At 69.9% G+C, this 22660-nt stretch carries 23 protein-coding genes; 14 read left to right on the forward strand and 9 right to left on the reverse strand.

The window, feature by feature from the left end; translation table 11 throughout:
- Positions 1 to 20: 20 nt before the first annotated feature.
- Positions 21 to 836 carry a class I SAM-dependent methyltransferase gene (locus OG504_RS38865; protein WP_106971246.1) on the reverse strand — a complete coding sequence of 272 codons (816 nt, stop codon included), beginning with the start codon at positions 834 to 836 and terminating at the stop codon, positions 21 to 23.
- Positions 837 to 1229: 393 nt separating this feature from the next.
- Between OG504_RS38865 and rpsA the strand changes: the two genes are divergently transcribed.
- The 5 genes from rpsA to OG504_RS38890 all read left to right on the forward strand — a co-directional run bounded on the left by rpsA (position 1230) and on the right by OG504_RS38890 (position 6767).
- The gene (rpsA, locus tag OG504_RS38870) at positions 1230 to 2738 is read left to right on the forward strand and encodes a 30S ribosomal protein S1 (RefSeq protein WP_366091943.1); all 1509 of its coding nucleotides are present in this window, start codon (positions 1230 to 1232) and stop codon (positions 2736 to 2738) included.
- A 247-nt stretch (positions 2739 to 2985) separates the two neighbouring features.
- Positions 2986 to 4578 (forward strand): NAD(P)/FAD-dependent oxidoreductase, encoded by a 1593-nt coding sequence (locus OG504_RS38875; RefSeq protein ID WP_405993990.1) that lies wholly within the window; start codon positions 2986 to 2988, stop codon positions 4576 to 4578.
- Between the two features lie 135 nt (positions 4579 to 4713).
- Positions 4714 to 5652: a PAC2 family protein gene (locus OG504_RS38880; protein WP_033287219.1), complete on the forward strand. Its 939-nt coding sequence runs from the start codon at positions 4714 to 4716 to the stop codon at positions 5650 to 5652.
- A 63-nt stretch (positions 5653 to 5715) separates the two neighbouring features.
- Entirely contained in the window at positions 5716 to 6336 is a 621-nt protein-coding gene (gene coaE, locus OG504_RS38885) for a dephospho-CoA kinase (RefSeq protein ID WP_405993991.1), read from the forward strand.
- Between the two features lie 50 nt (positions 6337 to 6386).
- Positions 6387 to 6767 carry a tetratricopeptide repeat protein gene (locus OG504_RS38890; protein WP_033287221.1) on the forward strand — a complete coding sequence of 127 codons (381 nt, stop codon included), beginning with the start codon at positions 6387 to 6389 and terminating at the stop codon, positions 6765 to 6767.
- Between the two features lie 30 nt (positions 6768 to 6797).
- Here OG504_RS38890 and OG504_RS38895 read toward each other — a convergent pair whose 3' ends face one another.
- The gene (locus OG504_RS38895; RefSeq protein WP_405993992.1) at positions 6798 to 7064 is read right to left on the reverse strand and encodes a DUF6343 family protein; all 267 of its coding nucleotides are present in this window, start codon (positions 7062 to 7064) and stop codon (positions 6798 to 6800) included.
- Positions 7065 to 7154: 90 nt separating this feature from the next.
- Between OG504_RS38895 and OG504_RS38900 the strand changes: the two genes are divergently transcribed.
- From OG504_RS38900 to OG504_RS38910, 3 genes are all read left to right on the forward strand, one after another.
- A complete protein-coding gene (locus OG504_RS38900; protein WP_405993993.1) occupies positions 7155 to 8069 on the forward strand; it encodes an acyltransferase domain-containing protein in 915 nt (304 codons plus the stop codon).
- A gap of 116 nt (positions 8070 to 8185) precedes the next feature.
- Positions 8186 to 8884: a class I SAM-dependent methyltransferase gene (locus OG504_RS38905; RefSeq protein ID WP_405993994.1), complete on the forward strand. Its 699-nt coding sequence runs from the start codon at positions 8186 to 8188 to the stop codon at positions 8882 to 8884.
- A 94-nt stretch (positions 8885 to 8978) separates the two neighbouring features.
- A complete protein-coding gene (locus OG504_RS38910; protein WP_405993995.1) occupies positions 8979 to 9428 on the forward strand; it encodes a DoxX family protein in 450 nt (149 codons plus the stop codon).
- A 199-nt stretch (positions 9429 to 9627) separates the two neighbouring features.
- Here OG504_RS38910 and OG504_RS38915 read toward each other — a convergent pair whose 3' ends face one another.
- Entirely contained in the window at positions 9628 to 10236 is a 609-nt protein-coding gene (locus tag OG504_RS38915) for an RNA-binding S4 domain-containing protein (RefSeq protein WP_405993996.1), read from the reverse strand.
- Positions 10237 to 10491: 255 nt separating this feature from the next.
- Between OG504_RS38915 and OG504_RS38920 the strand changes: the two genes are divergently transcribed.
- Genes OG504_RS38920 through OG504_RS38930 form a run of 3 tightly spaced genes read left to right on the forward strand, consistent with a single transcriptional unit; the run spans position 10492 to position 14148 of the window.
- On the forward strand, positions 10492 to 11865 hold the full coding sequence (locus OG504_RS38920; protein ID WP_405993997.1) for a M20/M25/M40 family metallo-hydrolase: 1374 nt from the start codon (positions 10492 to 10494) through the stop codon (positions 11863 to 11865).
- A complete protein-coding gene (locus tag OG504_RS38925) occupies positions 11862 to 13397 on the forward strand; it encodes a YfcC family protein (RefSeq protein ID WP_405993998.1) in 1536 nt (511 codons plus the stop codon). Before OG504_RS38920 ends, OG504_RS38925 begins: the two co-directional genes overlap by 4 nt.
- A gap of 58 nt (positions 13398 to 13455) precedes the next feature.
- Positions 13456 to 14148 carry a uracil-DNA glycosylase gene (locus tag OG504_RS38930; RefSeq protein WP_405993999.1) on the forward strand — a complete coding sequence of 231 codons (693 nt, stop codon included), beginning with the start codon at positions 13456 to 13458 and terminating at the stop codon, positions 14146 to 14148.
- Positions 14149 to 14306: 158 nt separating this feature from the next.
- On the opposite strand, the gene OG504_RS38935 is transcribed toward OG504_RS38930, so the two are convergent.
- Positions 14307 to 15773: a LamG domain-containing protein gene (locus OG504_RS38935; protein WP_405994000.1), complete on the reverse strand. Its 1467-nt coding sequence runs from the start codon at positions 15771 to 15773 to the stop codon at positions 14307 to 14309.
- Between the two features lie 15 nt (positions 15774 to 15788).
- Positions 15789 to 16457: a GntR family transcriptional regulator gene (locus tag OG504_RS38940; protein ID WP_405994001.1), complete on the reverse strand. Its 669-nt coding sequence runs from the start codon at positions 16455 to 16457 to the stop codon at positions 15789 to 15791.
- A gap of 170 nt (positions 16458 to 16627) precedes the next feature.
- Here OG504_RS38940 and OG504_RS38945 point away from each other — a divergent pair, with 170 nt between their 5' ends.
- The 3 genes from OG504_RS38945 to OG504_RS38955 all read left to right on the forward strand — a co-directional run bounded on the left by OG504_RS38945 (position 16628) and on the right by OG504_RS38955 (position 20167).
- On the forward strand, positions 16628 to 18100 hold the full coding sequence (locus OG504_RS38945) for an NCS1 family nucleobase:cation symporter-1 (RefSeq protein ID WP_405994002.1): 1473 nt from the start codon (positions 16628 to 16630) through the stop codon (positions 18098 to 18100).
- Positions 18101 to 18105: 5 nt separating this feature from the next.
- Positions 18106 to 18825 (forward strand): aspartate/glutamate racemase family protein, encoded by a 720-nt coding sequence (locus OG504_RS38950; protein WP_405994003.1) that lies wholly within the window; start codon positions 18106 to 18108, stop codon positions 18823 to 18825.
- Positions 18826 to 19213: 388 nt separating this feature from the next.
- Positions 19214 to 20167: a glycoside hydrolase family 6 protein gene (locus OG504_RS38955; protein WP_405994004.1), complete on the forward strand. Its 954-nt coding sequence runs from the start codon at positions 19214 to 19216 to the stop codon at positions 20165 to 20167.
- Positions 20168 to 20210: 43 nt separating this feature from the next.
- On the opposite strand, the gene OG504_RS38960 is transcribed toward OG504_RS38955, so the two are convergent.
- From OG504_RS38960 to OG504_RS38975, 4 genes are all read right to left on the reverse strand, one after another.
- Complete coding sequence (locus OG504_RS38960; RefSeq protein WP_405994005.1) at positions 20211 to 20687, reverse strand: GNAT family N-acetyltransferase; 477 nt, start codon at positions 20685 to 20687, stop codon at positions 20211 to 20213.
- Positions 20684 to 21118 carry a RidA family protein gene (locus OG504_RS38965; protein WP_405994006.1) on the reverse strand — a complete coding sequence of 145 codons (435 nt, stop codon included), beginning with the start codon at positions 21116 to 21118 and terminating at the stop codon, positions 20684 to 20686. The genes OG504_RS38960 and OG504_RS38965 overlap by 4 nt, the downstream gene beginning before the upstream one ends.
- Before the next feature lie 83 nt (positions 21119 to 21201).
- Positions 21202 to 21894, reverse strand: a complete 693-nt coding sequence (locus OG504_RS38970; RefSeq protein ID WP_405994007.1) for a hypothetical protein — start codon at positions 21892 to 21894, stop codon at positions 21202 to 21204.
- Positions 21895 to 21987: 93 nt separating this feature from the next.
- Positions 21988 to 22653 (reverse strand): hypothetical protein, encoded by a 666-nt coding sequence (locus OG504_RS38975; protein WP_405994008.1) that lies wholly within the window; start codon positions 22651 to 22653, stop codon positions 21988 to 21990.
- Between the last annotated feature and the right edge of the window lie 7 nt (positions 22654 to 22660).

Raw genomic sequence — 22660 nt, forward strand, 5'->3', positions numbered from 1 at the left:
CGTTCAGCCCCTAAGCGGTTTTACCGGTCGCGTTCGCACACGAAGATCGTCGTCCCGGGGATGAGGTTGCCGCGCAGGGGCGACCAGCCGCCCCACTCGGCCGTGTTCCAGGACGGCCACTCCGGCTCGACCAGGTCCACCAGGCGCAGGTCCGCCGCCACGATGTCCCGGACGCGGTCACCGAGGGTGCGGTGGTGCTCCACGTAGACCGCGCTGCCGTCGTCGGCCTGCTCGACGTACGGAGTGCGGTCGAAGTAGGAGGCGGAGACCGTCAGGCCTTCGGGGCCCGGTTCGTCGGGGAACGCCCAGCGGATCGGGTGCGTGGTGGAGAAGACGAACCGGCCGCCGGGCCGCAGCACCCGGCGCACCTCGCGGAGCACCAGCACCGGGTCGGCGACGAACGGCAGCGCGCCGTACGCCGAGCAGGCCAGGTCGAAGGACTCGTCCGCGAAGGGCAGCGCGCCGGCGTCGGCACACACCAGAGGGAACGATCCGCCGATCCGCAGCGCGTGCTGGAGCTGGCGGTGGGAGAGGTCCAGGGCGACCGGGCGGGCACCCTGGGCGGTCAGCCAACGCGAGCACTGGGCCGCGCCGGCGCCGATCTCCAGGACGTCCTTGCCCTTCAGTTCCTCGGGCGGGCCGAGGAGTTCGGCCTCCACCTCGTCGAGGCCCTCGGGGCCCCACACGAAGCGGTCGTCGCCGAGGAACGTGCCGTGTTCGACCTGGTAGTCGTCCGCGTTCCGGTCCCACCAGCCCCGGTTGGCCCGGGAACTCTCGGTGACGTCGGCGTCACGTCGGGTGGCTTCCGGCTCGAACGCATCGGGCTCTTGGATGATCGGCTCCCTCGTCGTACTCTTCCGTCACCTCTACGGTGCGGCTGTCCCCGGCGGCGTCACTGAAGGGGTGGTTCAGGCCTGCGTGGCCTCGCGGGACACGTTTTGTGCCGGGTATGCGGCGATCCGCCCCGGGTGTGCGCCTTCGCGCATTGACCCTGCCTGGCTGCCCCCGTATGCTACAAGTTGCGCTGCGGGCCTGCGCACCTCAGACGTAGCAGGTTGCGCTCGCATCTGTATGTATGTCCCCTCGGTTTTCGAGGCGCCAACCGGACACCATGGTGTTCTGGACTGGCGCTTCCTTGGCTGTCCGGCCTTCTGCAGAGCGAAGCGAAAAAGGCTCTCGGCGTGAGCAGTACCTACGACTTCAATGTCCGTACCGGAGCCCTTTCCCACATGACGAGCAGCACCGAGACCACCGCCACCACCCCGCAGGTAGCGGTCAACGACATCGGTAACGAGGAAGCCTTCCTCGCCGCGATCGACGAGACGATCAAGTACTTCAACGACGGCGACATCGTCGACGGCGTCATCGTGAAGGTCGACCGGGACGAGGTCCTGCTCGACATCGGTTACAAGACCGAAGGTGTCATCCCGAGCCGCGAGCTCTCGATCAAGCACGACGTCGACCCGAACGAGGTCGTCAAGGTCGGCGACGAGATCGAAGCCCTTGTTCTCCAGAAGGAGGACAAGGAAGGCCGCCTGATCCTCTCGAAGAAGCGCGCCCAGTACGAGCGCGCCTGGGGCACCATCGAGAAGATCAAGGAAGAGGACGGCATCGTCACCGGTACCGTCATCGAGGTCGTCAAGGGTGGACTCATCCTCGACATCGGCCTCCGTGGCTTCCTGCCGGCTTCTCTCGTCGAGATGCGCCGTGTCCGCGACCTCCAGCCCTACGTGGGCAAGGAGCTCGAGGCCAAGATCATCGAGCTGGACAAGAACCGCAACAACGTGGTCCTGTCCCGCCGTGCCTGGCTGGAGCAGACCCAGTCCGAGGTCCGCCAGACGTTCCTCACGACCCTCCAGAAGGGTCAGGTCCGCTCCGGCGTGGTTTCCTCGATCGTCAACTTCGGTGCCTTCGTGGACCTGGGTGGCGTCGACGGTCTGGTCCACGTCTCCGAGCTGTCCTGGAAGCACATCGACCACCCCTCCGAGGTTGTCGAGGTCGGCCAGGAAGTCACCGTCGAGGTCCTCGACGTCGACATGGACCGCGAGCGCGTCTCCCTGTCGCTGAAGGCGACCCAGGAAGACCCGTGGCAGCAGTTCGCCCGCACCCACCAGATCGGCCAGGTCGTGCCCGGAAAGGTCACGAAGCTGGTTCCGTTCGGTGCGTTCGTCCGCGTGGACGAGGGCATCGAGGGTCTGGTGCACATCTCCGAGCTGGCCGAGCGCCACGTGGAGATCCCGGAGCAGGTCGTCCAGGTCAACGACGAGATCTTCGTCAAGGTCATCGACATCGACCTCGAGCGTCGCCGCATCAGCCTCTCGCTGAAGCAGGCCAACGAGGCCTTCGGTGCCGACCCGGCGACGGTCGACTTCGACCCGACGCTGTACGGCATGGCCGCGTCGTACGACGACCAGGGCAACTACATCTACCCCGAGGGCTTCGACCCCGAGACCAACGACTGGCTCGAGGGCTTCGAGTCCCAGCGTGAGGTGTGGGAGACCCAGTACGCCGAGGCGCAGCAGCGCTTCGAGCAGCACCAGGCGCAGGTCATCAAGTCCCGCGAGGCCGACGCCCAGGCGGCGGCCGAGGGCGTCGACACGGCGGGTGCGGCTCCGGCCGCGGCCGGTGGTGGCGGCGGCGGTTCGTACTCCTCCGAGGGTGCGGACACGTCTGGCGCGCTGGCGTCCGACGAGGCGCTTGCTGCGCTGCGTGAGAAGCTGGCGGGTGGGCAGAGCTGAACGCCCACTGAGCACTAGCTCTTGATTGAGGGGCCGTACCTTTCGGGGTGCGGTCCCTCAGTCGTGTTTCGGGTGCGGGCCGCATGTGGCTGGTCGCGCAGTTCCCCGCGCCCCTTGGGGGCGCCCCCAAGGGGCGCTTTTCCCCGGCCTTGTAGAAACGTGTGGGATACATCAGTAACTGCCGTGCCGTAACCGGCTGTTGGGACCCTGCCTCGGTCATTCATGATCGGAGAAGGGGAGCCGGACCATGGCAAGGAACCAGAGCCGACGTGCATTTCTACGGAACGTGGGTCTCACCGGTGGCGCGGGCACGATGTTCGCCACCATGGGGGCCCTCGGACTCGCTCCCACCGCACAGGCCGCCCAGCGGGAACAGCCCTTCCGCGCCCTGACCGCGAGCGACTTCCACCTCACCGGACGCGGCGCGGCGAAGGTCGTCATCGTCGGCGGTGGCATCGCCGGACTGACCACGGCGTACGAACTGGGCAAGGCCGGCTACGACTGTACGATCCTGGAGGCCAGGGACCGTACCGGCGGCCGTAACTTCACCGTCCGGGGTGGGGATACGACGACCGACCTGTACGGCAACCGGCAGACCGCCCGTTTCGCCGACGGGCACTACATGAACTGCGGCCCCGCGCGGATCCCGCAGTGGATGATCACTCTCGACTACTGCCGTGAACTCGGCGTCCCCATCCAGGTGTTCACCAACGTCAACGCGGACGCGTACATCTACAACGAGTCCACCGGCATGACCAAGCCCGAGCGCTACCGCACCGCCAAAGCCGATGTCTACGGCTATGTCTCGGAGTTGCTCGCCAAGGCCACCGACAAGGGCGCCCTGGACAAGGAGTTGACCGCCACCGACCAGGAGAGGCTCGTCGAGTTCCTCAAGGGCTGGGGCGAGCTCGGGGACAAACTCACCTATGGAGGCGGTGACTTCCGCGGGTACTCGACCATTCCGGCCGCCGCGGGTACTCCTGGTGTGCTGCTCGGGGACGTGCCCACGGCCTCCGAAGTGTTCGCCAGCGGTGTCGGCCGCTACTTCTCCTTCGAATTCGGCTTCGACCAGGCCATGTTGATGTTCCAGCCGGTCGGTGGCATGGACCAGATACCGAAGGCCCTCACCCGGGCGATCGGCGCGCACCGCATCCGTACCGGAGCGGCCGTCTCGAAAATCACCGACAAGGGGAGTGGCGTTTCCGTCACCTACACCCAGGGCGGCCGTACGAAGGTGATCGAGGCCGACTACTGCGTCGGCGCCCTGCCGCCCAACATCCTTTCCAAGATCCCGCACAACCTCGGCACCGGCGTCCAGACCGCGCTGGAGGCGATCACGCCCTCGTCCGCCGCGAAGATCGGCCTGGAGTACAAGTCCCGTTGGTGGGAGCTGGACCACCGGATCTACGGCGGTATCACCGAGACCGACCAGGACGTCACCCACATCTGGCACCCTTCTTACGGATTCCACGGTGAGCGGGGCGTCCTGATCGGGTACTACAACTACGACGACGACGCGGACTCGTACGCGAAGCTCACCCCCAAGGGGCGGGAAGAGCGGGCGGTGGCCGTGGGCGTGAAGATCTACGGCGAGAAGTACCGCAGCGAACTGGCATCGTCCTTCTCCCACCACTGGCGTCAGACGCCCCACCTGGAGGCCGCGTGGCACGACACCCCGGGTGGCCCCGACGACGCCCGCTACAAGCCGCTCAACGACCCCACCGGACGCGTCTACTTCGCCGGCGACTGGCTCAGCTACACCGACGCCTGGCAGCACGGCGCGTTCTCCTCCGCCCGCAAGGCCGTGACCGCACTCCACGCGCGCGTGCTGTCCGCATGACGTGGACGCCCACCTGGTGACACAGGGGAGCGGCGCATGAAAAGCCAGTAAGAGGTGCCTGATCAGGGGCATGGGCGGGAATGCCCATGCCCTGGAGGGCGTTGTGCAGTACGAACACGAGGAGGAGCGGTCACTGTGCTTGATCCGCAGGGTTTGTACGCATGGGAGCCGAAGGGCCTGGCAGTCGTCGACATGGCGCTCGCACAGGAGTCGGCCGGTCTTGTCATGCTCTACCACTTCGACGGATACATCGACGCGGGCGAGACCGGCGACCAGATCGTCGAACGTCTGCTCGATACATTGCCCCACCAGCTCGTGGCCAGCTTCGACCACGACCGGCTCGTCGACTACCGCGCCCGCCGCCCGCTGCTCACCTTCAAGCGGGACCGCTGGACCGACTACGAAGAGCCCACCCTGGACGTACGACTGGTCCAGGACGCCACCGGAGCCCCCTTCCTGCTCCTCTCCGGCCCCGAGCCGGACGTGGAGTGGGAGCGCTTCGCCGCGGCCGTCCAGCAGATCGTGGAGCGGCTCGGCGTCCGCCTGTCCGTGAACTTCCACGGCATCCCCATGGGCGTCCCGCACACCCGGCCCGTCGGCGTCACCCCGCACGGCAACCGGAACGACCTCGTCCCGGGCCACCGCAGCCCCTTCGACGAGGCGCAGGTCCCCGGCAGCGCCGAGGCGCTCGTCGAGTACCGCCTCATGGAGGCCGGTCACGACGTCCTGGGCGTCGCCGCGCACGTCCCGCACTACATCGCCCGGTCCCCGTACCCGGACGCGGCTCTGACCGTCCTGGAGGCCATCACGGCGGGCACCGGACTGGTCCTGCCGGGCATCGCGCACTCCTTGCGCACCGAGGCCCACCGCACCCAGACCGAGATCGACCGCCAGATCCAGGAGGGCGACGAGGAGCTCGTGGCGCTCGTCCAGGGCCTGGAGCACCAGTACGACGCCGCCGCGGGCGCCGAGAGCCGCGGCAACATGCTCGCCGAGCCGGTCGAGATCCCTTCGGCGGACGAGATCGGGCAGGAGTTCGAGCGCTTCCTGGCGGAGCGCGAGGGCGACAACTAGCGCGAGGGCGGTTGCCGCCGGTCACCGCGTGCCCTGTCGGTGACAGGCCGTAGGCTTCGGTCCATGCTGAAGGTCGGCCTCACCGGGGGCATCGGTGCCGGTAAGAGTGAAGTGTCACGGCTGCTCGTGGGGTACGGCGCCGTGCTGATCGACGCCGACCGCATCGCGCGCGAGGTCGTCGCGCCCGGAACCCCCGGGCTCGCGGCGGTCGTCGAGGCCTTCGGGGAGGACGTGCTCGGCGAGGACGGCGCCCTGGACCGGCCGAAACTGGGCTCCATCGTCTTCGCCGACCCCGAGAAGCTGGCCGTCCTCAACGAGATCGTCCACCCCCTGGTCGGCAGGCGGTCCCGCGAGCTCGAAACGGCCGCGGCCGACGACTCCGTAGTGATCCACGACGTCCCCCTCCTCGCCGAGAACGCCCTCACCGCGCTCTACGACCTGGTGATCGTCGTCGACGCGAGCCCCGAGACCCAGCTCGACCGGCTGGTCCGGCTGCGGGGGATGAGCGAGGACGACGCACGCGCGCGTATGGCCGCCCAGGCGACGCGCGAGAAACGGCTCGCCATCGCGGACATCGTCATCGACAACGACGTACCCCTGGAGGCGCTGGAGCGGCGCGTGCGGGACGTATGGGCCGAACTCGTGCGCAGGGCGCACGCGCCCCAGCAGCCCCCTCAGGAATAGCGGCCCTTTCTGCGGGCGTTGAAACGTCCGAGTGAGGGAAGGACTTTGCCGTGCCCGAGAACAGCGGAACGACCGGACGTACTCCGGAGACGCATGTCATCGACTTCCGCGCCGCCGAGCAACTGCTCGACGCGCGGGACCCGCGGGGCGCGGTGAAGCTGCTCGACCGCGTCATCGACGCGCACCCGGAGAACACGGCAGCGCGCCTGCTGCGCGCGCGTGCCTTCTTCGCGGCCGCGCAACTGCGGCCGGCCGAGCTGGAGTTCACCATCGTCCTGGAGCGCGAGCCGGACAACGCCTTCGCGCACTTCGCGCTCGCCCGCACCTACGAGCGACAGGGCCGTGCCGACCAGGCCAAGCGCCACTTCCGGCTGGCCGCCGCGCTCGACCCGAAACCGCAGTACCTGAAGGCGGCCCGGTTCGAGGAGTAGCCGCACGCCTCCGGAGCGCGCTCGTGCACGTCAGGGGTGGCGGTGCTCCGGTGGCCGGTACGGCGGGACGTCCGGGCCCGGCTGGTAGTGCGGGCCCTGGCGCATGTGTCTGAGGATCATGGTCATGTCGATCGTGACGATCAGCCACAGCACCGCGCAGGCCGCCGCCCACCCCGGGCGGCCCGCGATCGCGAACGCCACCGTGCCGAAGATCGTCCAGACCAGCCCCCACACGCTCAGCCAGAACCGCGTCCGCAGCGGACTGCGCGCGGTTGTCGGCTCACTGCCTGTACGCATCGGGATCACTACTCCTCCTTGCAACGTACTCTTCGGCTCGGACGTTCTCCACAGGGCTCCAGAAGGCTCCACAGGGAGGGGAAGCGCATCGTGCTGCCGGACGCCGACGAACTGCCCGAGGTCCTGCTCGACCTCGCCGTACCCCATGAGGACATCAACGAACTGGTGCGACTGCGCCGGGTGTTGACGCGGGACACCGACGCGACGCGGCTCCTGGAGGAGTGCGTCGGTGAACTGGTCAAGGACATCGGGGAGCACGGCCACTGGACCCGGCTCACCGAGCTGCTCCTGGCCCGGCTGCCCGAGGCCCCGCCCGAGATCCGCGCGTATTTCCCTGTGTACGTGTTCGTCGCCGCGCTGCCCGCCACGCGCGCGTACCACCGCGAACGCGGCATCCCCGCCGACGTCTCCCGGCGCACCCTCGCCGACCTGGGACGCAACATCGCGGTGCACCACAAGCGGTTCGGCGGGGCAGGGCTGCCGTTCCCGCAGTGGCTCGTCCCGCACTTCCGCGGCGAGCTGTACCAGCTGGGGCGGCTGCAGTTCGAACGGGCACGGCTCGGCGAGCGCAGCGCGAAGGCGCTCACGGAGGCGGGGCTGGACGTGGAGCCCGGGACGCCCTGCCTCAACCTGCACATCCCCGACTTCTCCGGGCCGCTCACGCCGGCCGCGTGCGAGCGCTCGCTGGAGCCGGCCCGCGCGTTCTTCGCCCGGCACTTCCCCGAGGAGCGCCACGAGGTCGCGACCTGCCACTCCTGGCTGCTCGACCCACAGCTGAAGCGGTACCTCTCCGCCGAGTCCAACATCGTCCGCTTCCAGGAACGGTTCCGGGTGATCCGCGAGGACACGGAGCCGGCCGACACCGAGCCGGTGCAGTTCGTCTTCGGGCATCCCGACCTGGCGGTGGAGAGCCTGCCGAGGCGTACGTCCGTGGAGCGGGCCGTCGGGGATCATCTGCGGGCAGGCGGCCACTGGTACCTCGGGCACGGGTGGTTTCCGCTCTGATCCCGGCTCCGACCTCCGACAGCCGCCAACAGTTGCCTGCCTGAAGGGAATTGACTCGTACGGGTGAACCAGTGCGAGTCGGGAACGGGCGTGCGGACGCGGACCGTTGGACGGGCATGCGAATCGAAATGCGTGAGGGGTACGAGGGGACAGGACCCGGGGCGATCACTCCGGACGGCTGCGCGGTCGAGCTGTACTCGCGGCTGTCGATCGGTCAGGAGCCGGACATCATCGCCGCGGCCGTGCCGCCGGGCGCCCGCATCCTGGAGTTGGGCAGCGGGGTGGGGCGGATGACCCACCCCCTCCTGGAGCGCGGCTTCACGGTCACGGCGGTCGACGAATCCGCCGAGATGCTGGAGCGGGTCAAGGGCGCGCGCACGATATGCAGCCCGATCGAGAACCTCGATCTGGGCGAGACCTTCGACGTGGTGATGCTCGCGTCGTTCCTGGTGCACGCCGGGGACATCGAGGTGCGGCGGGGGCTTCTGCGGACCTGCGTGCGGCATGTCGCGCCGGGCGGCCGCGTGCTGATCCAGCGGGAGGGCGAGGATTACCACACGAACCTGCCGCGCGAGCGGATCGACCCCAGTGGCTTCACCGTGCGGATGGTGTCGGCGGAGCCGGTCGGGGACGGGGTCGACTCGGTGCGTGCGGAGTATGTGTTCCCGGACGCGGTCTGGACCCAGACGTTCCTGTCCCGGCCGTTGACGCAGGACCAGTTCGAGGAGGCGCTGGCGGAGGCGGGACTGACGGTGGACAGCTATCTGACACCGGACCGGATATGGGTGAGGGCGGTGGCGGACGCGACCGACTAGCGGAGGAAATCCCGTGCGGCGGCGATGAGTTCGAGGACGAGGTCCGGTCTACCCCTGTGACAGCAACACGGACCGCTTCCCACAGGAGAACCTCATGTCCGAGACCGCCGCTTCCGCCACCTCCCGTACCGTCGTCGTCGCCGAGTCCGCGACCACGCGCGGCCGTCGTGCCCGCATCGCGCTGCGCGCCCTCCAGGTGCTGCTCGCCCTGTTCTACGGCGTCGCGAGTGCGCTGCCGAAGCTGATCGCGAACTCGTCGGCCGTGGAGTCCTTCGACAAGATCGGCTGGGGCAGCGGCGCCATGTACACCATCGGAGCGCTCGAACTGGCCGGTGCGGTCGGGCTGTTGGTCCCGCTGCTGCAGTCGGTGGCGGCGACGGCGCTCAGTGCGCTGATGGTGGGCGCGTTCGTCGTGCAGATGACGGTGTTCCACGGTGTGAACGCGGCGACACCGTTGATCCTGATCATTCCGCTCGCCCTGATCGCCTGGGCACGGCGGGGGCAGAACGCGGAGTTGCTGCGAGTGGTACGACGACGGGCGTGATCCGTGCGGTACGGATAACAGCGACGGCTGTGGCTGTCGCTATGGCTGAGCACGGGGTGACGGTGACATCCGGTGGGCCGAGGGGCCCGGGCCGGATGTCATCGTTGCGGGTCGCGGTGTGTGCTGCGGTGCGAGGCGCGGTGGGTGTCGTCGTGGTCGTGGGCGATATCGGGAGCGGTGGCGTGGCTGGGGTCGGATGTCACCGTTGCGGGTCGCGTCGGGTACTGCGGCGTGCGTCGCGACGGGTGTCCCGGTCACGGTGGGTGTCGGGAGCGGCGGCGGGGTCGGGGCTGGCGCCGGGGACGCCGCGCAGGCGTTCAAGGTCGCGGCGGTCGCGTTTCGTGGGGCGGCCGGTGCCGCGGTCGCGGATGCCGGCCGGGGCGACGGCTTCGCGGGGCGGGGGCGGCGGGGAGTTGTCCACGTAGCACTGGGCGGCGACCGGAGGTCCGACCCGTTTGCGGATGACCTGCTTCACGATGACGACGCGCTCGCGGCCCTCGTGGCGGAGGCGCACCTCGTCGCCGACGTGGACGGAGTGGGCGGGCTTCACCCGCTCACCGTTGACCCGGACGTGGCCGCCCTTGCAGGCGGCGGCGCCCATGGAACGGGTCTTGACCAGACGGACGGACCAGATCCAACTGTCGACGCGGACGCCCGCACCGCCGGCGGGACCGGCGGCCTTGGCTGCGGCCACGGCATCGCTCTGTGACTCGTCCGCCGGGCTCTGGGGCGCGTCGGTGTTCCGGCTCGTCGTGGTCGCGCCGGTTCCGTTCTCGCCGTCGGTCTCGTCCGCACCCTCGGAAGCCATGCCCCGACTTTAGTACCTCAGGGCGGGAGGCTCCGGCGGGATTCGGCCGCCGACCTGAGGGGGCTCCCCGCGGCTTGCGCCCCTTGCCTTCCCTCAACCACCACGCCCAGCCCCGGCCCTCAACCTCCGCCCCCTGTCCAGCACCCCGCCCACCACCCCCCTTGGCCCACCCCGGATGCACCCCCACGCCGTACCGCAGAGGCTGTTTCCCGAGGTCGTAGCGGCCGCAGCCGGGGTAGAGACGAGGGGTCGGACGTGGAGGACAGGGCAGCGAAGGTCGACGCGCTGATGGACGGGCTGCGGGCCGACCTCGTGCGGCTCGCCGCGATTCCCTCCGTGGCGTTTCCCGGGTTTCCGGCCGAGCCGGTGCAGGAGGCGCACGAGCTGCTCGTCGGGTTGTTGCGCGGGGCCGGTGTCGAGCACATCGAGCGGATCGATCTGCCCGGCACCGCGCCGGTGATCTTCGCGGAGATTCCGCCGCCGAACCCCGACGTCCCGACCGTTCTTCTCTACTCCCACTACGACGTCCAGCCGCCCGGGGACGAGGAGTTGTGGCACTCGTCGCCCTTCGAGCCGACCGCCGTGGAGGGCGGGTTGCGGGCGCGCGGTATCGCGGACGACAAGTCGAACGTGATCGCGCACCTCGGGATGCTGCGCGCGTACGAGGGGCGGCCGCCGGTCGGCGTGAAGATCGTGTTCGAGGGACAGGAGGAGTACGGCAGCCCCTTCGACACCTATCCGCCGACCGACGCCGACCGCTTCGCCTGCGATGCCATGGTCATCGCCGACCTCGGCAATCTCCGCCCCGGCACCCCGACCCTGACCACCGGGCTTCGCGGGGCGGCCGAGGTGTTCGTAGAGGTGCGGACTCTTGAAGAGCCGCGTCACAGTGGGGAGTTCGGCGGTGCTGCCCCCGACGCGCTGCTCGTGCTGCTCAAGGCGCTGGCGACGCTGCACGACGTGCACGGTGATGTGGCCGTGGAAGGGTTGCGGCGGGAGGAGTGGGGCGGGGCGACTTACACGGAGGAGGAGTTCCGCGAGCTGGCCGGTGTGCGGGACGGGGTGCCGCTCGTCGGGACCGGGAGTCTCGGGGAGCGGTTGTGGAGCGGGCCGGCGATCACCGTCATCGGGCTGGACGCGCCCGGTGTCGATCACGCGGCCTCGGCGGTCGTGCCGTACGCGCGGGCCAAGCTCAACCTTCGTTTTCACCCGCTCCAGGACCCCCACGAGGCGCAGGCGCGGCTTGTCGATCACCTCAACTCCCTTACGCCCTTCGGTGTTCCGCTCACCGTCACCCCGGGCGACACCGGCCCTGGTTACGAGGCCGCGACCGGCGGGCCCGCCTACCGTGCCGCCCTCGCCGCGCTCAAGGAGGCGTGGGGTGCCGAGCCGTCGTACGTCGCTACGGGAGGCTCGATCCCGCTGGTCAACGGGCTCGCGCGGGCCGCGCCCAACGCCGAGGTGCTGCTCTTCGGCGCGCAGGACAGCATGTGCAATCTGCACGCGCCCAACGAACGCGTGCTGTTCTCGGAGTTGCGGAACACGGTCGTCGCGATGTGCGCGTTCGTCGAGCGATACGCGGCCGACTTCCGGAGCCGTGGTCAGGACGGGGCGGCGGAGGTCGTATGAGTGACACCGACAGCCGGCAGACCACCCAACAGCCGCCGCACAAGCCGAAGTTCACCTTCCCCAGCGCGCTGACCGTCCTCGCGGTCGTCACCATCGCCGTGTGGCTGCTCGCGTTCCTCGTCCCGTCCGGGCAGTACGACCGCAACGCCTCCGGCGCCCCGATCCAAGGCACTTACCACCGCGTCGACTCCGGCCAGAGTTTCGTCGACCGGCTCAACGACCTGTTCCTCGCGCCCGTCAACGGTCTCTACGGTGTCCAGGACGAGAAGACCGGCCAGGTCGGCCCGGACCTGGCCGGTGAACTGTACGGCAGCGCGGGCGTGTTCCTGTTCGTGCTCGCCATCGGGGCGTTCATCACCGTGGTGTTCGCGACCGGCGCCCTCGACCGGGGCATCGGCCGGCTCGCCCACCGGCTGCGCGACCGCGGCGCGTTGCTCATCGCCGGGATCATGGTGGTCTTCTCGGTCCTCGGCACGGTCGAGGGCTTCGCCGAGGAGACCCTCGGTTTCTACGGTCTGATCGTGCCGCTGATGCTGGCACTCGGCTACGACCGGATGGTCGCCGTCGGCACGATCATCCTCGGCGCCGGGATCGGCGTGCTCTGCTCCACGGTGAACCCCTTCGCGACCGGCGTCGCCTCCTCCGCCGCGGACATCTCGCTCGGCGACGGCATCGTGCTGCGGTTCGTGATGTGGGTGGTGCTGACGGCGGTGACGGTGGCGTACGTCATCCGGTACGCGCGCCGCGTGCAGCGCAACCCGGAGCGGTCGATCACCGGGTTCCTGCCCGGCGACCGGGACAACAACCAGGAGGACGTTCCGGAATCCGCCGAAGAACCCCGACTCACCGGGCTCCACAAGGCGGTTCTGATCACCATGGGCCTCGTCTTCGCCTTCATGATCTTCTCGGTGGTGCCGTGGGCGAGCGCGCTCACCGGCGACGCGGACGCGAAACCGTACGGCTTCGAACTCGGCTGGTCCTTCCCGCAGTTGGCGGCGCTGTTCCTGTGCGCGGCCGTGTTGATCGGGCTGGTGGCGCGGATGGGGGAGCAGAAGCTCAGCTCGATGATCATCCAGGGTGCCGCCGACTTCATCTCGCCGGCGCTGGTGATCGTGCTGGCGCGCGGGGTCACCGTCATCATGAACAACTCGAAGATCACGGACACCGTGCTGCACTCCATCGAGGGCATCGTGAAGGGCACCTCCTCCGGTGTCTTCGCGATCATCGTCTTCGTCGTGAACCTGCCGCTGGCCTTCCTGATCCCCTCCACCTCCGGCCACGCGACCCTCGCCATGCCGATCCTCGCCCCGCTCGCCGACTTCGCCGGCGTCTCCCGCGCGGTCGTCGTCACCGCCTGGCAGGCCGCCAGCGGCTGGATGAACCTCTGGGTGCCGACGACCGCCGTCACCATCGGCGGGGTGGCGCTGGCGAAGGTCGGCTACGACAAGTACCTGCGGTTCGTATGGCCGTTGCTGGCGCTGCTGTTCCTGATGATCTGCGGGTTCGTGGCATTCGGTGCGGTCTTCACGTGAGCCGTCGCGATCCTCACCCGGACCGTCGCGTTCCTCATCCGGACCGTACGGTGAGGGGATGAACCTGTCCGACCTCGACCGGCGGATCACCGGCTGCCGGGCCTGCCCCCGCCTGGTCGCCTGGCGCGAGGAGGTCGCCCGCACCAAACGCGCCGCCTTCGCCGACTGGACGTACTGGGGCCGCCCGGTACCCGGCTTCGGCCCCGCCGACGCGTCGCTCCTGATCATCGGCCTCGCCCCGGCCGCGCACGGCGCCAACCGCACCGGCCGCATGTTCACCGGTGACCGTTCCGGAGACGTCCTGTACGAGGCCCTCTACGACGTCGGCCTCGCCTCGCAGCCGACCGCCGTGAGCGCCGACGACGGCCTGGAGCTGTACGGCGTCCGCATCACCTCACCGGTGCGCTGCGCCCCGCCCGCCAACAAGCCCACCCCCGAGGAGCGCGACACCTGCCGTTCCTGGCTCGTCGACGAACTCACCCTGCTGCGGCCGACGTTGAGGGCCGTCGTCGTCCTCGGCGCCTTCGGCTGGCAGGCGGCGCTGCCCGCGTTCGCGGCGGCGGGCCGGCAAGTCCCGCGCCCACGGCCCGCGTTCGGGCACGGCGCCCGGGTCTCTCTCGACGGCCTCGACCTCTTCGGCTGCTTCCACGTCAGCCAGCGCAACACCTTCACCGGCAAACTCACCCCCGCGATGCTGCGGGACGTACTGCGCACGGCGGCCGGGGCGGCAGGGCTGCCGACAGCGCCGTAGCGAGGTCAGGGGCGCCGGTGTCGTAGTGAAGTCAGGGTTGGTTGCGGGATGGGCCCGTGTCCGGAGAGCGAACCGTCGGGCACAACGCGAGCGTGCCCGGTCTCGCGGAGGCGCTGGTGGCGGCGACGGCCGAGTACGCCCGCCGCCGGACCAGTTGGTCAGCCGACCCGCGCCGCCGCCACCGGCCGTGCCGTCACGTCGTAAGTCCCGGTGCTCTTCGACGAGTTGACGCTCCACCGGTACCGCGAGAACTCGCCCGTGGTGTCGGAGGCGTAGAACATCATGTGGCCGATGCCGACGCCCTGGAGGTTCTCGCCGGTGACGTTGCCGACCATGCGGGTGTCCGGGTACTTGGGGTAGTTGGTCAGGGCGTAGACGCCGTGCGGGTCGGAGGTGCAGTCGATGATCTCGACGGCGTACTGCGTCTCGCCGGTGAAGTCGGCGGTGCCGCTGAAGACGCCCTTGACCTCGCGGACCATGACGATGTGGCCGGTGTTGTCGGGGTCGCTGCCGTTGTAATCGACGGCGATGATGTCGCCCGGCTGGAGGTCGGCGACCTTGCGGACGCGCCGGAAGCGGGGGCCGGCGGTGCCGTTCAGGAAGGCGGCGCAGTAGTCGGCGGCCTCCGGGACCTTCTCCTGGAAGTACTGGAGGAAGTAGTCGTCGCCCGCCCAGCCGTAGGTGTGCCTGAGGACGCCGGTGACGAAGGACGCGCAGCGGGCGCGGGCGACCCAGCTCGCCGGGTCGTCGGGCGTGCCCCAGGTGAGGGTGGCGCCCGGGTCCGTCCGGTAGACGTTGTTCAGGCGGGCCGTACGGCCGCTGACCAGGGCGATCTCGTCGGCGGTGAGGGCGCGGGCGTACGCGCGGACGTCGTCGATCGCGCCCTTGAAGCGGTTGACGGGCGCGCCGTCGAAGCGGGCCCGGCCGATGGAGAAGCCGCCGGGCGCGACCCAGGACAGGGTGGTCGCGGCGCTGCCCTGCGCCTGCCCGTCGACGTACAGCCGGATCTGTGTGCCGTCCCAGAGGCCGGTCAGATGGGTCCAGATGCCGAGACCTACCGGTGACGTGGCGACGGCGGACACCTTGGTCGTCTGGTCCTCGCTGCGGACCTTGAAGGCCCAGGTGGAGACGGTGTTGTCGTACTGGAGGAGGAAGCGGCTGGTCGTCGAGCCGTCCTGGCTCACCGCCGTGTACATGGTGGCCGGGTCGGCGTCGCTCGCCAGGCGCACCCACGCGGAGACGGTGAAGGGGGCGGTCGTGTCCAGGACGGAGTCCGTGGCGGCGTACGCCCCGGACGTGCCGTCGAGACTCAGCTCGCCGCCCGCGCGCAGCGCCGACCAGGTCGCGCCGGAGCCGGAGCCGAGCGTGACGGGGTGCTCGTGGCCGGAACGGTCCGCGCCCGAGCCGTCCAGCGGCCAGTGCCCCGCCAGCCCGTCCACCAGATACCCGGCCGCCAACAGCCGCTGATATCCCACCAGTTGCTCGGCCTGCGCCAGATGCGGAGTGCCGACCGGCGTGAACGGGGTGTCCAGCGCCACGTCCGCCACGGCCATCCCCACGTCAGTCATCGTCCCGACCCCCACGAAGGCGGCGGCTCCGCCCAACAGGCCACGTCTGCTGACCACGTTCACTCCCTCCGCCTACGGCTGCGCGTCGTCCCCGAACAGATGCCGGACCGTGGAACGGTGGTTGGTCCGCACGTGGGCCAGTGCGTGCGCGCGGGCGCGGTCCGGGTCGCCGGATGCGATCGCCTCGTACAACTCACGGTGTTCCACGAGGAGTTGGGGCCACTCCTCGTTCCGTCGGGTCATCCAGCGCAGGCGGCCGGCGACGGGTTCCAGGGCGGCGGTCAGCAGCGTGTTGCCCGCCATCGTCACGATGCTGTCGTGCAGGCGGCTGTTGATGTCCGTGATCACCTCGGCGTCCCCCGCCTCGGTCGCGGCGGCCGCGCGGTCGAGGAGTTCCTCCACCTCGGCCAGTTCCTCCGGGGTCGCGCGGGACGCGGCGAGCCCGGCCGCGTAGACCTCCAGGGCCTCGCGCAGTTCGAAGAGCTCCTGCACGTCGTTCGGGGTGAGACGGCGTACGACCGTGCGGCGCGGGGTCTCGAAGTGGACGAACCCCTCGGCGACCAGCGCGCGGATCGCCTCGCGGACCGGCACCCGGGAGACGCCGAACCGCTCGGCGAGCTCGCGCTCGACCAGCCGGTCACCGGGGCGGAGGCGACCGGCGATGACGTCCTGCCGCAGGGTGGCCAGGACGCGCTCGCGCACCGCTCCGAGGGGTTCGATCTTCGCTGACATGGAGCTCATGGGGTTTATCTTCGCCGACTCCGGGGGTGTTTTACGGAGCGTTAACAACGGAGACATCGGTCGGAACGGTTGACGGGAGGACTATGACGGCAGTTTGGTATACCAAACGACACCGGAAGCCGTCCTGTCCGCCCCTCCCGCCCCTTTCGTCCCCTCGCCCTGGAGGCCCCGTGTCCCTCGCCGACAGTGCCGAAGCCACCGGCACACCAGCGTTCGTCCCCGACCCCCGGCTCACCAACGAAGACCTCGCCCCCGCCGACAAGCGGAACTGGAAGGTCTTCGACCTCTTCGCCATGTGGATGTCCGACGTCCACAACCTCGGCAACTACACGTTCGCCGCAGGCCTGTTGGTCCTCGGCATGAACGTCTGGCAGGTCTTCACCTCCCTGCTCGTCGGCTTCGTGCTCATCTACGTCGGCATGAACTGGATGGGGCGGATCGGGCAGGCGCACGGCGTCCCGTTCCCGGTCGTCAGCCGCATCAGCTTCGGCGTGTGGGGCGCCAACATCCCGGCGCTCATCCGGGCCGTGATCGCCATCATGTGGTACGGCATCCAGACCTACCTCGCGTCCGTCGCCGTCAACGTGATGCTGCTGGCGGCCTGGCCGGGCCTGGAGTCCTGGACTCACCACTCCTTCCTGGGACTTGACGCCCTCGGCTGGGTCTCCTTCGTGTCGCTGTGGCTGATCCAGGCGGTGATCATCAGTCAGGGCATGGAATCCGTACGGAAGTTCCAGGACTTCTGCGGTCCCGCGATCTGGCTGGTGATGATCGCGCTGGCCATCTGGGTGCTGGCGAAGGCGGGTTGGTCGATCTCGCTCACCTCGACCCCGCACCCGGTCTCGTTCGGCGAGCAGTGGCGGCAGTGGTTCGGCGCGATCGGCTTGATCCTCGCGACGTACGGCACGCTGATGCTCAACTTCTGCGACTTCTCCCGCTTCGCGCCGGACTACAAGACCGTCCGTCGCGGCAACTTCTGGGGCCTGCCCATCAACTCCACGGCGTTCGTGGTCGTTTCGGTGATCGTGACGGCCGGTTCGCTGGAGGTCTGGGGCCAAGCCATCACGGATCCGGCGGAGTTGGTGGCCAAGGTCGGCAACACCTGGGTGATGGTGCTGGGCGCCTTCACGTTCGCCGTCGCCACCATGGGCGTCAACATCGTCGCCAACTTCGTCTCACCCGCGTACGACCTCGCCAACGTCTGGCCGCAGAAGATCACGTTCAGGATCGGCGGCATGATCAGCACGGTGGCGGCGCTGGTCGTGACCCCGTGGAACCTCTTCTCGAACCCGACCGTCGTCAACTACTTCCTCGGCGGCCTCGGTGCCTTCCTGGGCCCGCTGTTCGGCGTGATCATGGTCGACTACTACTGGGTGAAGCGCGGCCGGGTCGACGTACAGGAACTCTTCGACGCGACCCCCGGCTCCCGCTACTACTACCGGAAGGGCGTCAACCCCAAGGCCCTGTGGGCGTTTCTGCCCTCGGCGGGGGTCGCGGCGGTGCTCGCGCTGGTGAAGACGTTCAGCGATGTGGCCCCGTACTCGTGGTTCATCGGTACGGCACTGGGCGCGGGCCTGTACGTACTGATCTGCCGCACCGACCGGGCCGCCGCCGCGCCCGCTCCCGAGCCGCTGGAGGTCTGACCCGCGTGCGCATCGTCGTCACCAACTGCAACACCACGCAGGAGATGACCGAGGAGATCGTACGAGGTGCCCGGGCCGCCGCAGGCCCGGGCACCGCCGTGACCGGCCTGACCCCGGCGTGGGGCCCCGAGTCGGCGGAGGGCTGGCTGGACAGCTACCTGTCGGCGGCGGCCGTCATGGACCTCCTCCGGACGTACGAGGGCCCTGCGTACGACGCCGTCGTCATGGCCGGCTTCGGGGAGCACGGGCGGGAAGGCGTCCGGGAGTTGGTGGACGTACCGGTCGTCGACATCACCGAGGCGGCCGCCCACCTGGCCTGTCTGCTGGGCCGACGGTACGGGGTCGTCACCACGCTGGAACGGTCCTGCGGGCAGATCGAGGACAGCCTTGAGCTGGCGGGGGTGGGCCGGAACTGTGCGGCGGTGGTCGGCACCGGGCTGAGCGTCCTCGACCTGGGCGGCGACGAGGCCCGCACGGAGGCGGCGTTCCTCGCGGCGGCGGAACGGGTGTGTGCGGCGGGGGCCGAGGTGTTGGTGCTGGGGTGTGCCGGGATGACGGGGTTGCAGCGGGTGGTGGGGGAGAAGCTGGGGTTGCCGGTGGTGGACGGGGTGGGGGCGGCGGTGAAGCTTGCGGAGTCGTTGGTGGGGTTGGGGCTGAGGACAAGCAGGGTGGGGAGTTTTGCGAGGCCGGTGGTTAAGCGGAGGGGGTGGGGGCGGCGGTCCTGACGGGGGTGGGGCTGCCGGTTTGAGTTCGGAGTGCGGGTGGATGGGGGTTGCTCGCGCAGTTCCCCGCGCCCCTCAAAGGCACTACCTCGCGCCCCTTGGAACGTTGCCCCCGCATCCCTGAAGCCCGGCCCAGCTGAGGCGCTTTTAAGGGGCGCGGGGAACTGCGCGACCAGCCACGACGGCGCAGCAGCCGCGCAACGACAGATCCCGGCACCCCCTATCGCGCCGCACCCCTATCGCGCCGCACCCCCCGCCGCACCGCACCCCCGTCGGGGTGATCTTCCCCCGCCCTGCCAAGTCACGTGCTGGACCAACCCAGGGCGCCCCGCAGACTCCGGGAAGGACAAGCCGCCGCCCAGTTCCCACCCGCGGCGAGAACGGAGTCACCTTGCCCACCCCGGTACGCCGAGCCGTCCTCGCCACCCTCCTCGCAGGATTCTGCTGCGCCGGGGCGACACGCGACGTACCGGAACCGTTCTGGACCGCCCCCGACTCCCGGGCCGCCCAGCAGGCAGCCACCTGGCGCGAGGCCGGCCGGACAGCCGACGCCACGCTGATGGACCGCATCGCCGCGAGGCCCGAGGCCGAGTGGCTCAACGGACCCGACCCCGGCCCGGTCGTCCGCGCCCGCACCACCGCCGCCGCCCAGGCCGGCCGCACCGCCGTGCTCGTGGCGTACTACATCCCGAACCGGGACTGCGGCCAGTACTCCCTCGGCGGTGCCCCCACCGCGGCCGCCTACCGCACCTGGATCGACGAGTTCGCGACCGCCCTCGGCGACCGGGGCGCCTATGTGATCGTCGAACCGGACGCGGTCGCCCAGGTGGTCGCCGGCTGCACCCGGGTCACGCCGAGCGAGCGCTACTCCCTGCTCGCCCACGCCGTGGACCGCCTCAAACGCCAACCGAACACCCACGTCTACGTCGACGCCGGCAACTCCAGTTGGATCCCCGAGGCCTGGCGACTGGTCGCCGCGCTCAAGGCGTCCGGGGTCGACCGAGCTGACGGCGTCGCCCTGAACGTCTCCAACTACCAAACGAACAAGGCGAGTTCGACGTACGGCGACCAGCTCTCCAAAGACCTCGCCGGCAAGCACTACGTCATCGACACCAGCCGCAACGGCAACGGCCCCTACACCGGCACCGGCACCGACGCGTGGTGCAATCCACCCGGCCGCGCCCTCGGCACCCCGCCGACGACCCGCACGGACAACCCCCTCCTCGACGCCTACCTGTGGATCAAACGCCCCGGCGAGTCCGACGGCACCTGCCGAGGCGGCCCGGCGGCAGGCCAGTGGTGGCCGTCGAACGCCCTCGAACTGGCCCGCAACGCCCGCCCCTGACTCACGACTTGTGGCTCAGGGCTCAGGGCTCAGGGCTCGTGGCTTACGGCTTGGGTTCCCAGACATACCGAACGTCCGGCTCCCGCTCCTCGTTGCCGCTGCCGTCCGTGAACTCGACGGCGACGAAGCCGTGCCGCTCGTAGAACCGATGCGCCGGCTTGTTCACCTGGAACGTCCACAGCTCCAGGCCCCCCGGGCTCCGCTCCTTCGCGAGCCCGACGAACCGGTCCCCGAGCCCCCGCCCACGCCAGTCGGGTTCGAGATACAGCTGCGACACCTCATCCCCGTTGATCACCATCAGCCCGACGATCCCACCGCCGTCCCCCGCATCGGCCACCCAGATCTCCCGCAACGGCACGACGACGTCCCGGAAGTAGTCCCGCACGTCGTCGGCGGACCGTGGACTGACAACGGTCGGCAGCGCGGCGGCGAACGAACGCAGCCACACGTCGGCGGCGGGGCGCGCATCGGGTGCGGCCGCCCGCCGCAGCGTGACGACGACCTCGGAGTCGGGATTCACGACTGCGCCACCTCTTCCTCTGCCGGCGCTTCTTCCGGTACGACGGCGGTCGCCGTGATCTCCACGAGCTGCCCGGTGTACCCGAGGCAGGCCACGCCGATGAGCGTGGACGAATGCGGCCCCGCACTGAGCCCGGACGCCTCGACCACCTCCCACACGGCGGACAAGACCGAGGGCTCGCTGCTCACGACGTACACGTCCGTCGCGACGACATGCCCCAAGTCGCTCCCGACCGCCCGTAGTTGCTCCCCGAGATTCACCACCACCTGCTCGGCCTGCCGCACCGCGTCCCCCATACCGACCACCTTGCCGTCGACGTCGAGCGGAACCGCCCCGGCGAGAAAGGCGAGCTTCGTACCGGCCTCGACGACGGTGGCGTGGGAGTAGGTGGGCGGCGGGAAGAGGGCGGGGACGGTGACGCGTTCGAGCACGGGGTCTCCCAGAGATCGGTCGATCGGCCACCGCCGGCAGGCAGTTGGCGGTCGGCGGTCGGCGCAGTGCGGGCGTCAGCCGATCACATGGACGAGGCGCCCGCATCCGAATTTCCGCCAGACAATTGGCGTTCGCACTCCCGTGCAAGGAACGGGTACGCCTCGGCGATGGTCGCGTAGACCCGCCGCCGGAGCAACTCCTCGGCCGCGACCTGCCCGGCACTCCCGTGCAGCCCGCTCAACAACTCGTCGTAGCGGGCAAGTTGGTGCAGCAGGTAGTCGACCTTCCACCGATCGAGCACGACGGCACCCTCCGGCGGCAACTCCCGCCGCTCGTACACGCGCCCCTCGTCCCGCCGATCGCGGTGCTCGACGGCCAGCGCCGCCAACTCGTGCGGAGCCAGCCGCGGCACGTCGATCGGTTCGGCCGCGATCCGCGTCAGCACCTCCCGCCGCCTGCGCCGAGCGGCGCCCCGCGCCGCGGCCGACCTCCGCGCGGCAGCCGCCGAAACGGCCCGGAACTCCCCACTCCGTTCGGCGGCCTCGACCCGCTCGACGCGGTACAGCCGGATCCGCGGAGCCGCCCGGGAATGCGGATTGACCCGCAACAGATCGGGTTCACCGAGCAGTTGACGCACCATCCCGGCCGTCCATCCCCGAGCGCGCAACCCGGCGGCCGAGAGATGCGTACGAGCGGCATGCGCGTCGCCGCCGCCCTCCGCGTCCCGCCCCTGCTCCCGCTCCTGCCCACTCTCATGCGTCTCGTGCGCTGCCATCGCCCGCTCCCCCGTGGTGACTCTCAGTGACCACTCCAGTGAAGCGCACACCACTGACAATCGGCCCGACGGCCTCACGCGGCGAGAGCGACCTCAGACTCCGGAAGCGTCAGGAGCGTCAGGGGCGTTCGAAGCATCAGGACCTGTTTGAACCGCCGGGGGGGGGGTGCCCCGATTCGCCCCTGTCGCCGCGTCCTCGGGAGCGCGCGGTGCCGGCAGGTCGATGAGGTCGCCGACCTCGGCCACCTCCTGCAAGGTCCGAGCCAACGACCGCAGCACACCCCGCACCTCCGCGATCGCACCGCGCAGGGCGTCCGCGTGTTCCCACTCCCGCTCCCACGCCACCGGATCGCGCCCTTCGGGCCGCTGGGACTCGTAGGCGGCGAGGCGGGGATGCCAGGTCGCGAGGAGGGGGCGCAGGACACGGTTGAGGACGGTGACCGCGAGGACGGCGAAGCTGACGTGACCAGGGGGTACGGGCGGGGCGATCTGGGGCCCGTGGCGGTGGAGGATGTCACGGGTGGTGCCGAAGAACGTGTAGAAGGAGGACAGCGCCTCGCGCAGGAAGCCCTCGTCGGCGGCGAGTTCCTCGACCGACACGCGGGTGACGAGCTGCAGGTACAGCTCCCAGGCCGCGCTGCGCTCCGCGTCGGCAGGTTCCCAGGTGCCGGAGATCTCGCCGACGAACGGGATCGTCAGCCTGGCCGTGATCTGTGACGGACCGCCCGGACCCCGCCGCCTGCGCTGCCTGTGTCTCATGATCGAC

It is taken from the genome of Streptomyces sp. NBC_00986, from assembly GCF_045162565.1.
Taxonomy (GTDB): domain Bacteria; phylum Actinomycetota; class Actinomycetes; order Streptomycetales; family Streptomycetaceae; genus Streptomyces.

Excerpts from the sequence above, each read along its gene's own strand:
- rpsA (WP_366091943.1), top strand. The coding sequence starts at position 1,230 with ATGACGAGCAGCACCGAGACCACCGCCACCACCCCGCAGGTAGCGGTC.
- OG504_RS38875 (WP_405993990.1), top strand. The coding sequence starts at position 2,986 with ATGGCAAGGAACCAGAGCCGACGTGCATTTCTACGGAACGTGGGTCTC.
- coaE (WP_405993991.1), top strand. The coding sequence starts at position 5,716 with ATGCTGAAGGTCGGCCTCACCGGGGGCATCGGTGCCGGTAAGAGTGAA.
- OG504_RS38895 (WP_405993992.1), bottom strand. The coding sequence starts at position 7,064 with ATGCGTACAGGCAGTGAGCCGACAACCGCGCGCAGTCCGCTGCGGACG.
- OG504_RS38905 (WP_405993994.1), top strand. The coding sequence starts at position 8,186 with ATGCGAATCGAAATGCGTGAGGGGTACGAGGGGACAGGACCCGGGGCG.
- OG504_RS38910 (WP_405993995.1), top strand. The coding sequence starts at position 8,979 with ATGTCCGAGACCGCCGCTTCCGCCACCTCCCGTACCGTCGTCGTCGCC.
- OG504_RS38915 (WP_405993996.1), bottom strand. The coding sequence starts at position 10,236 with ATGGCTTCCGAGGGTGCGGACGAGACCGACGGCGAGAACGGAACCGGC.
- OG504_RS38925 (WP_405993998.1), top strand. The coding sequence starts at position 11,862 with ATGAGTGACACCGACAGCCGGCAGACCACCCAACAGCCGCCGCACAAG.
- OG504_RS38930 (WP_405993999.1), top strand. The coding sequence starts at position 13,456 with ATGAACCTGTCCGACCTCGACCGGCGGATCACCGGCTGCCGGGCCTGC.
- OG504_RS38940 (WP_405994001.1), bottom strand. The coding sequence starts at position 16,457 with ATGAGCTCCATGTCAGCGAAGATCGAACCCCTCGGAGCGGTGCGCGAG.
- OG504_RS38970 (WP_405994007.1), bottom strand. The coding sequence starts at position 21,894 with ATGGCAGCGCACGAGACGCATGAGAGTGGGCAGGAGCGGGAGCAGGGG.
- OG504_RS38975 (WP_405994008.1), bottom strand. The coding sequence starts at position 22,653 with ATGAGACACAGGCAGCGCAGGCGGCGGGGTCCGGGCGGTCCGTCACAG.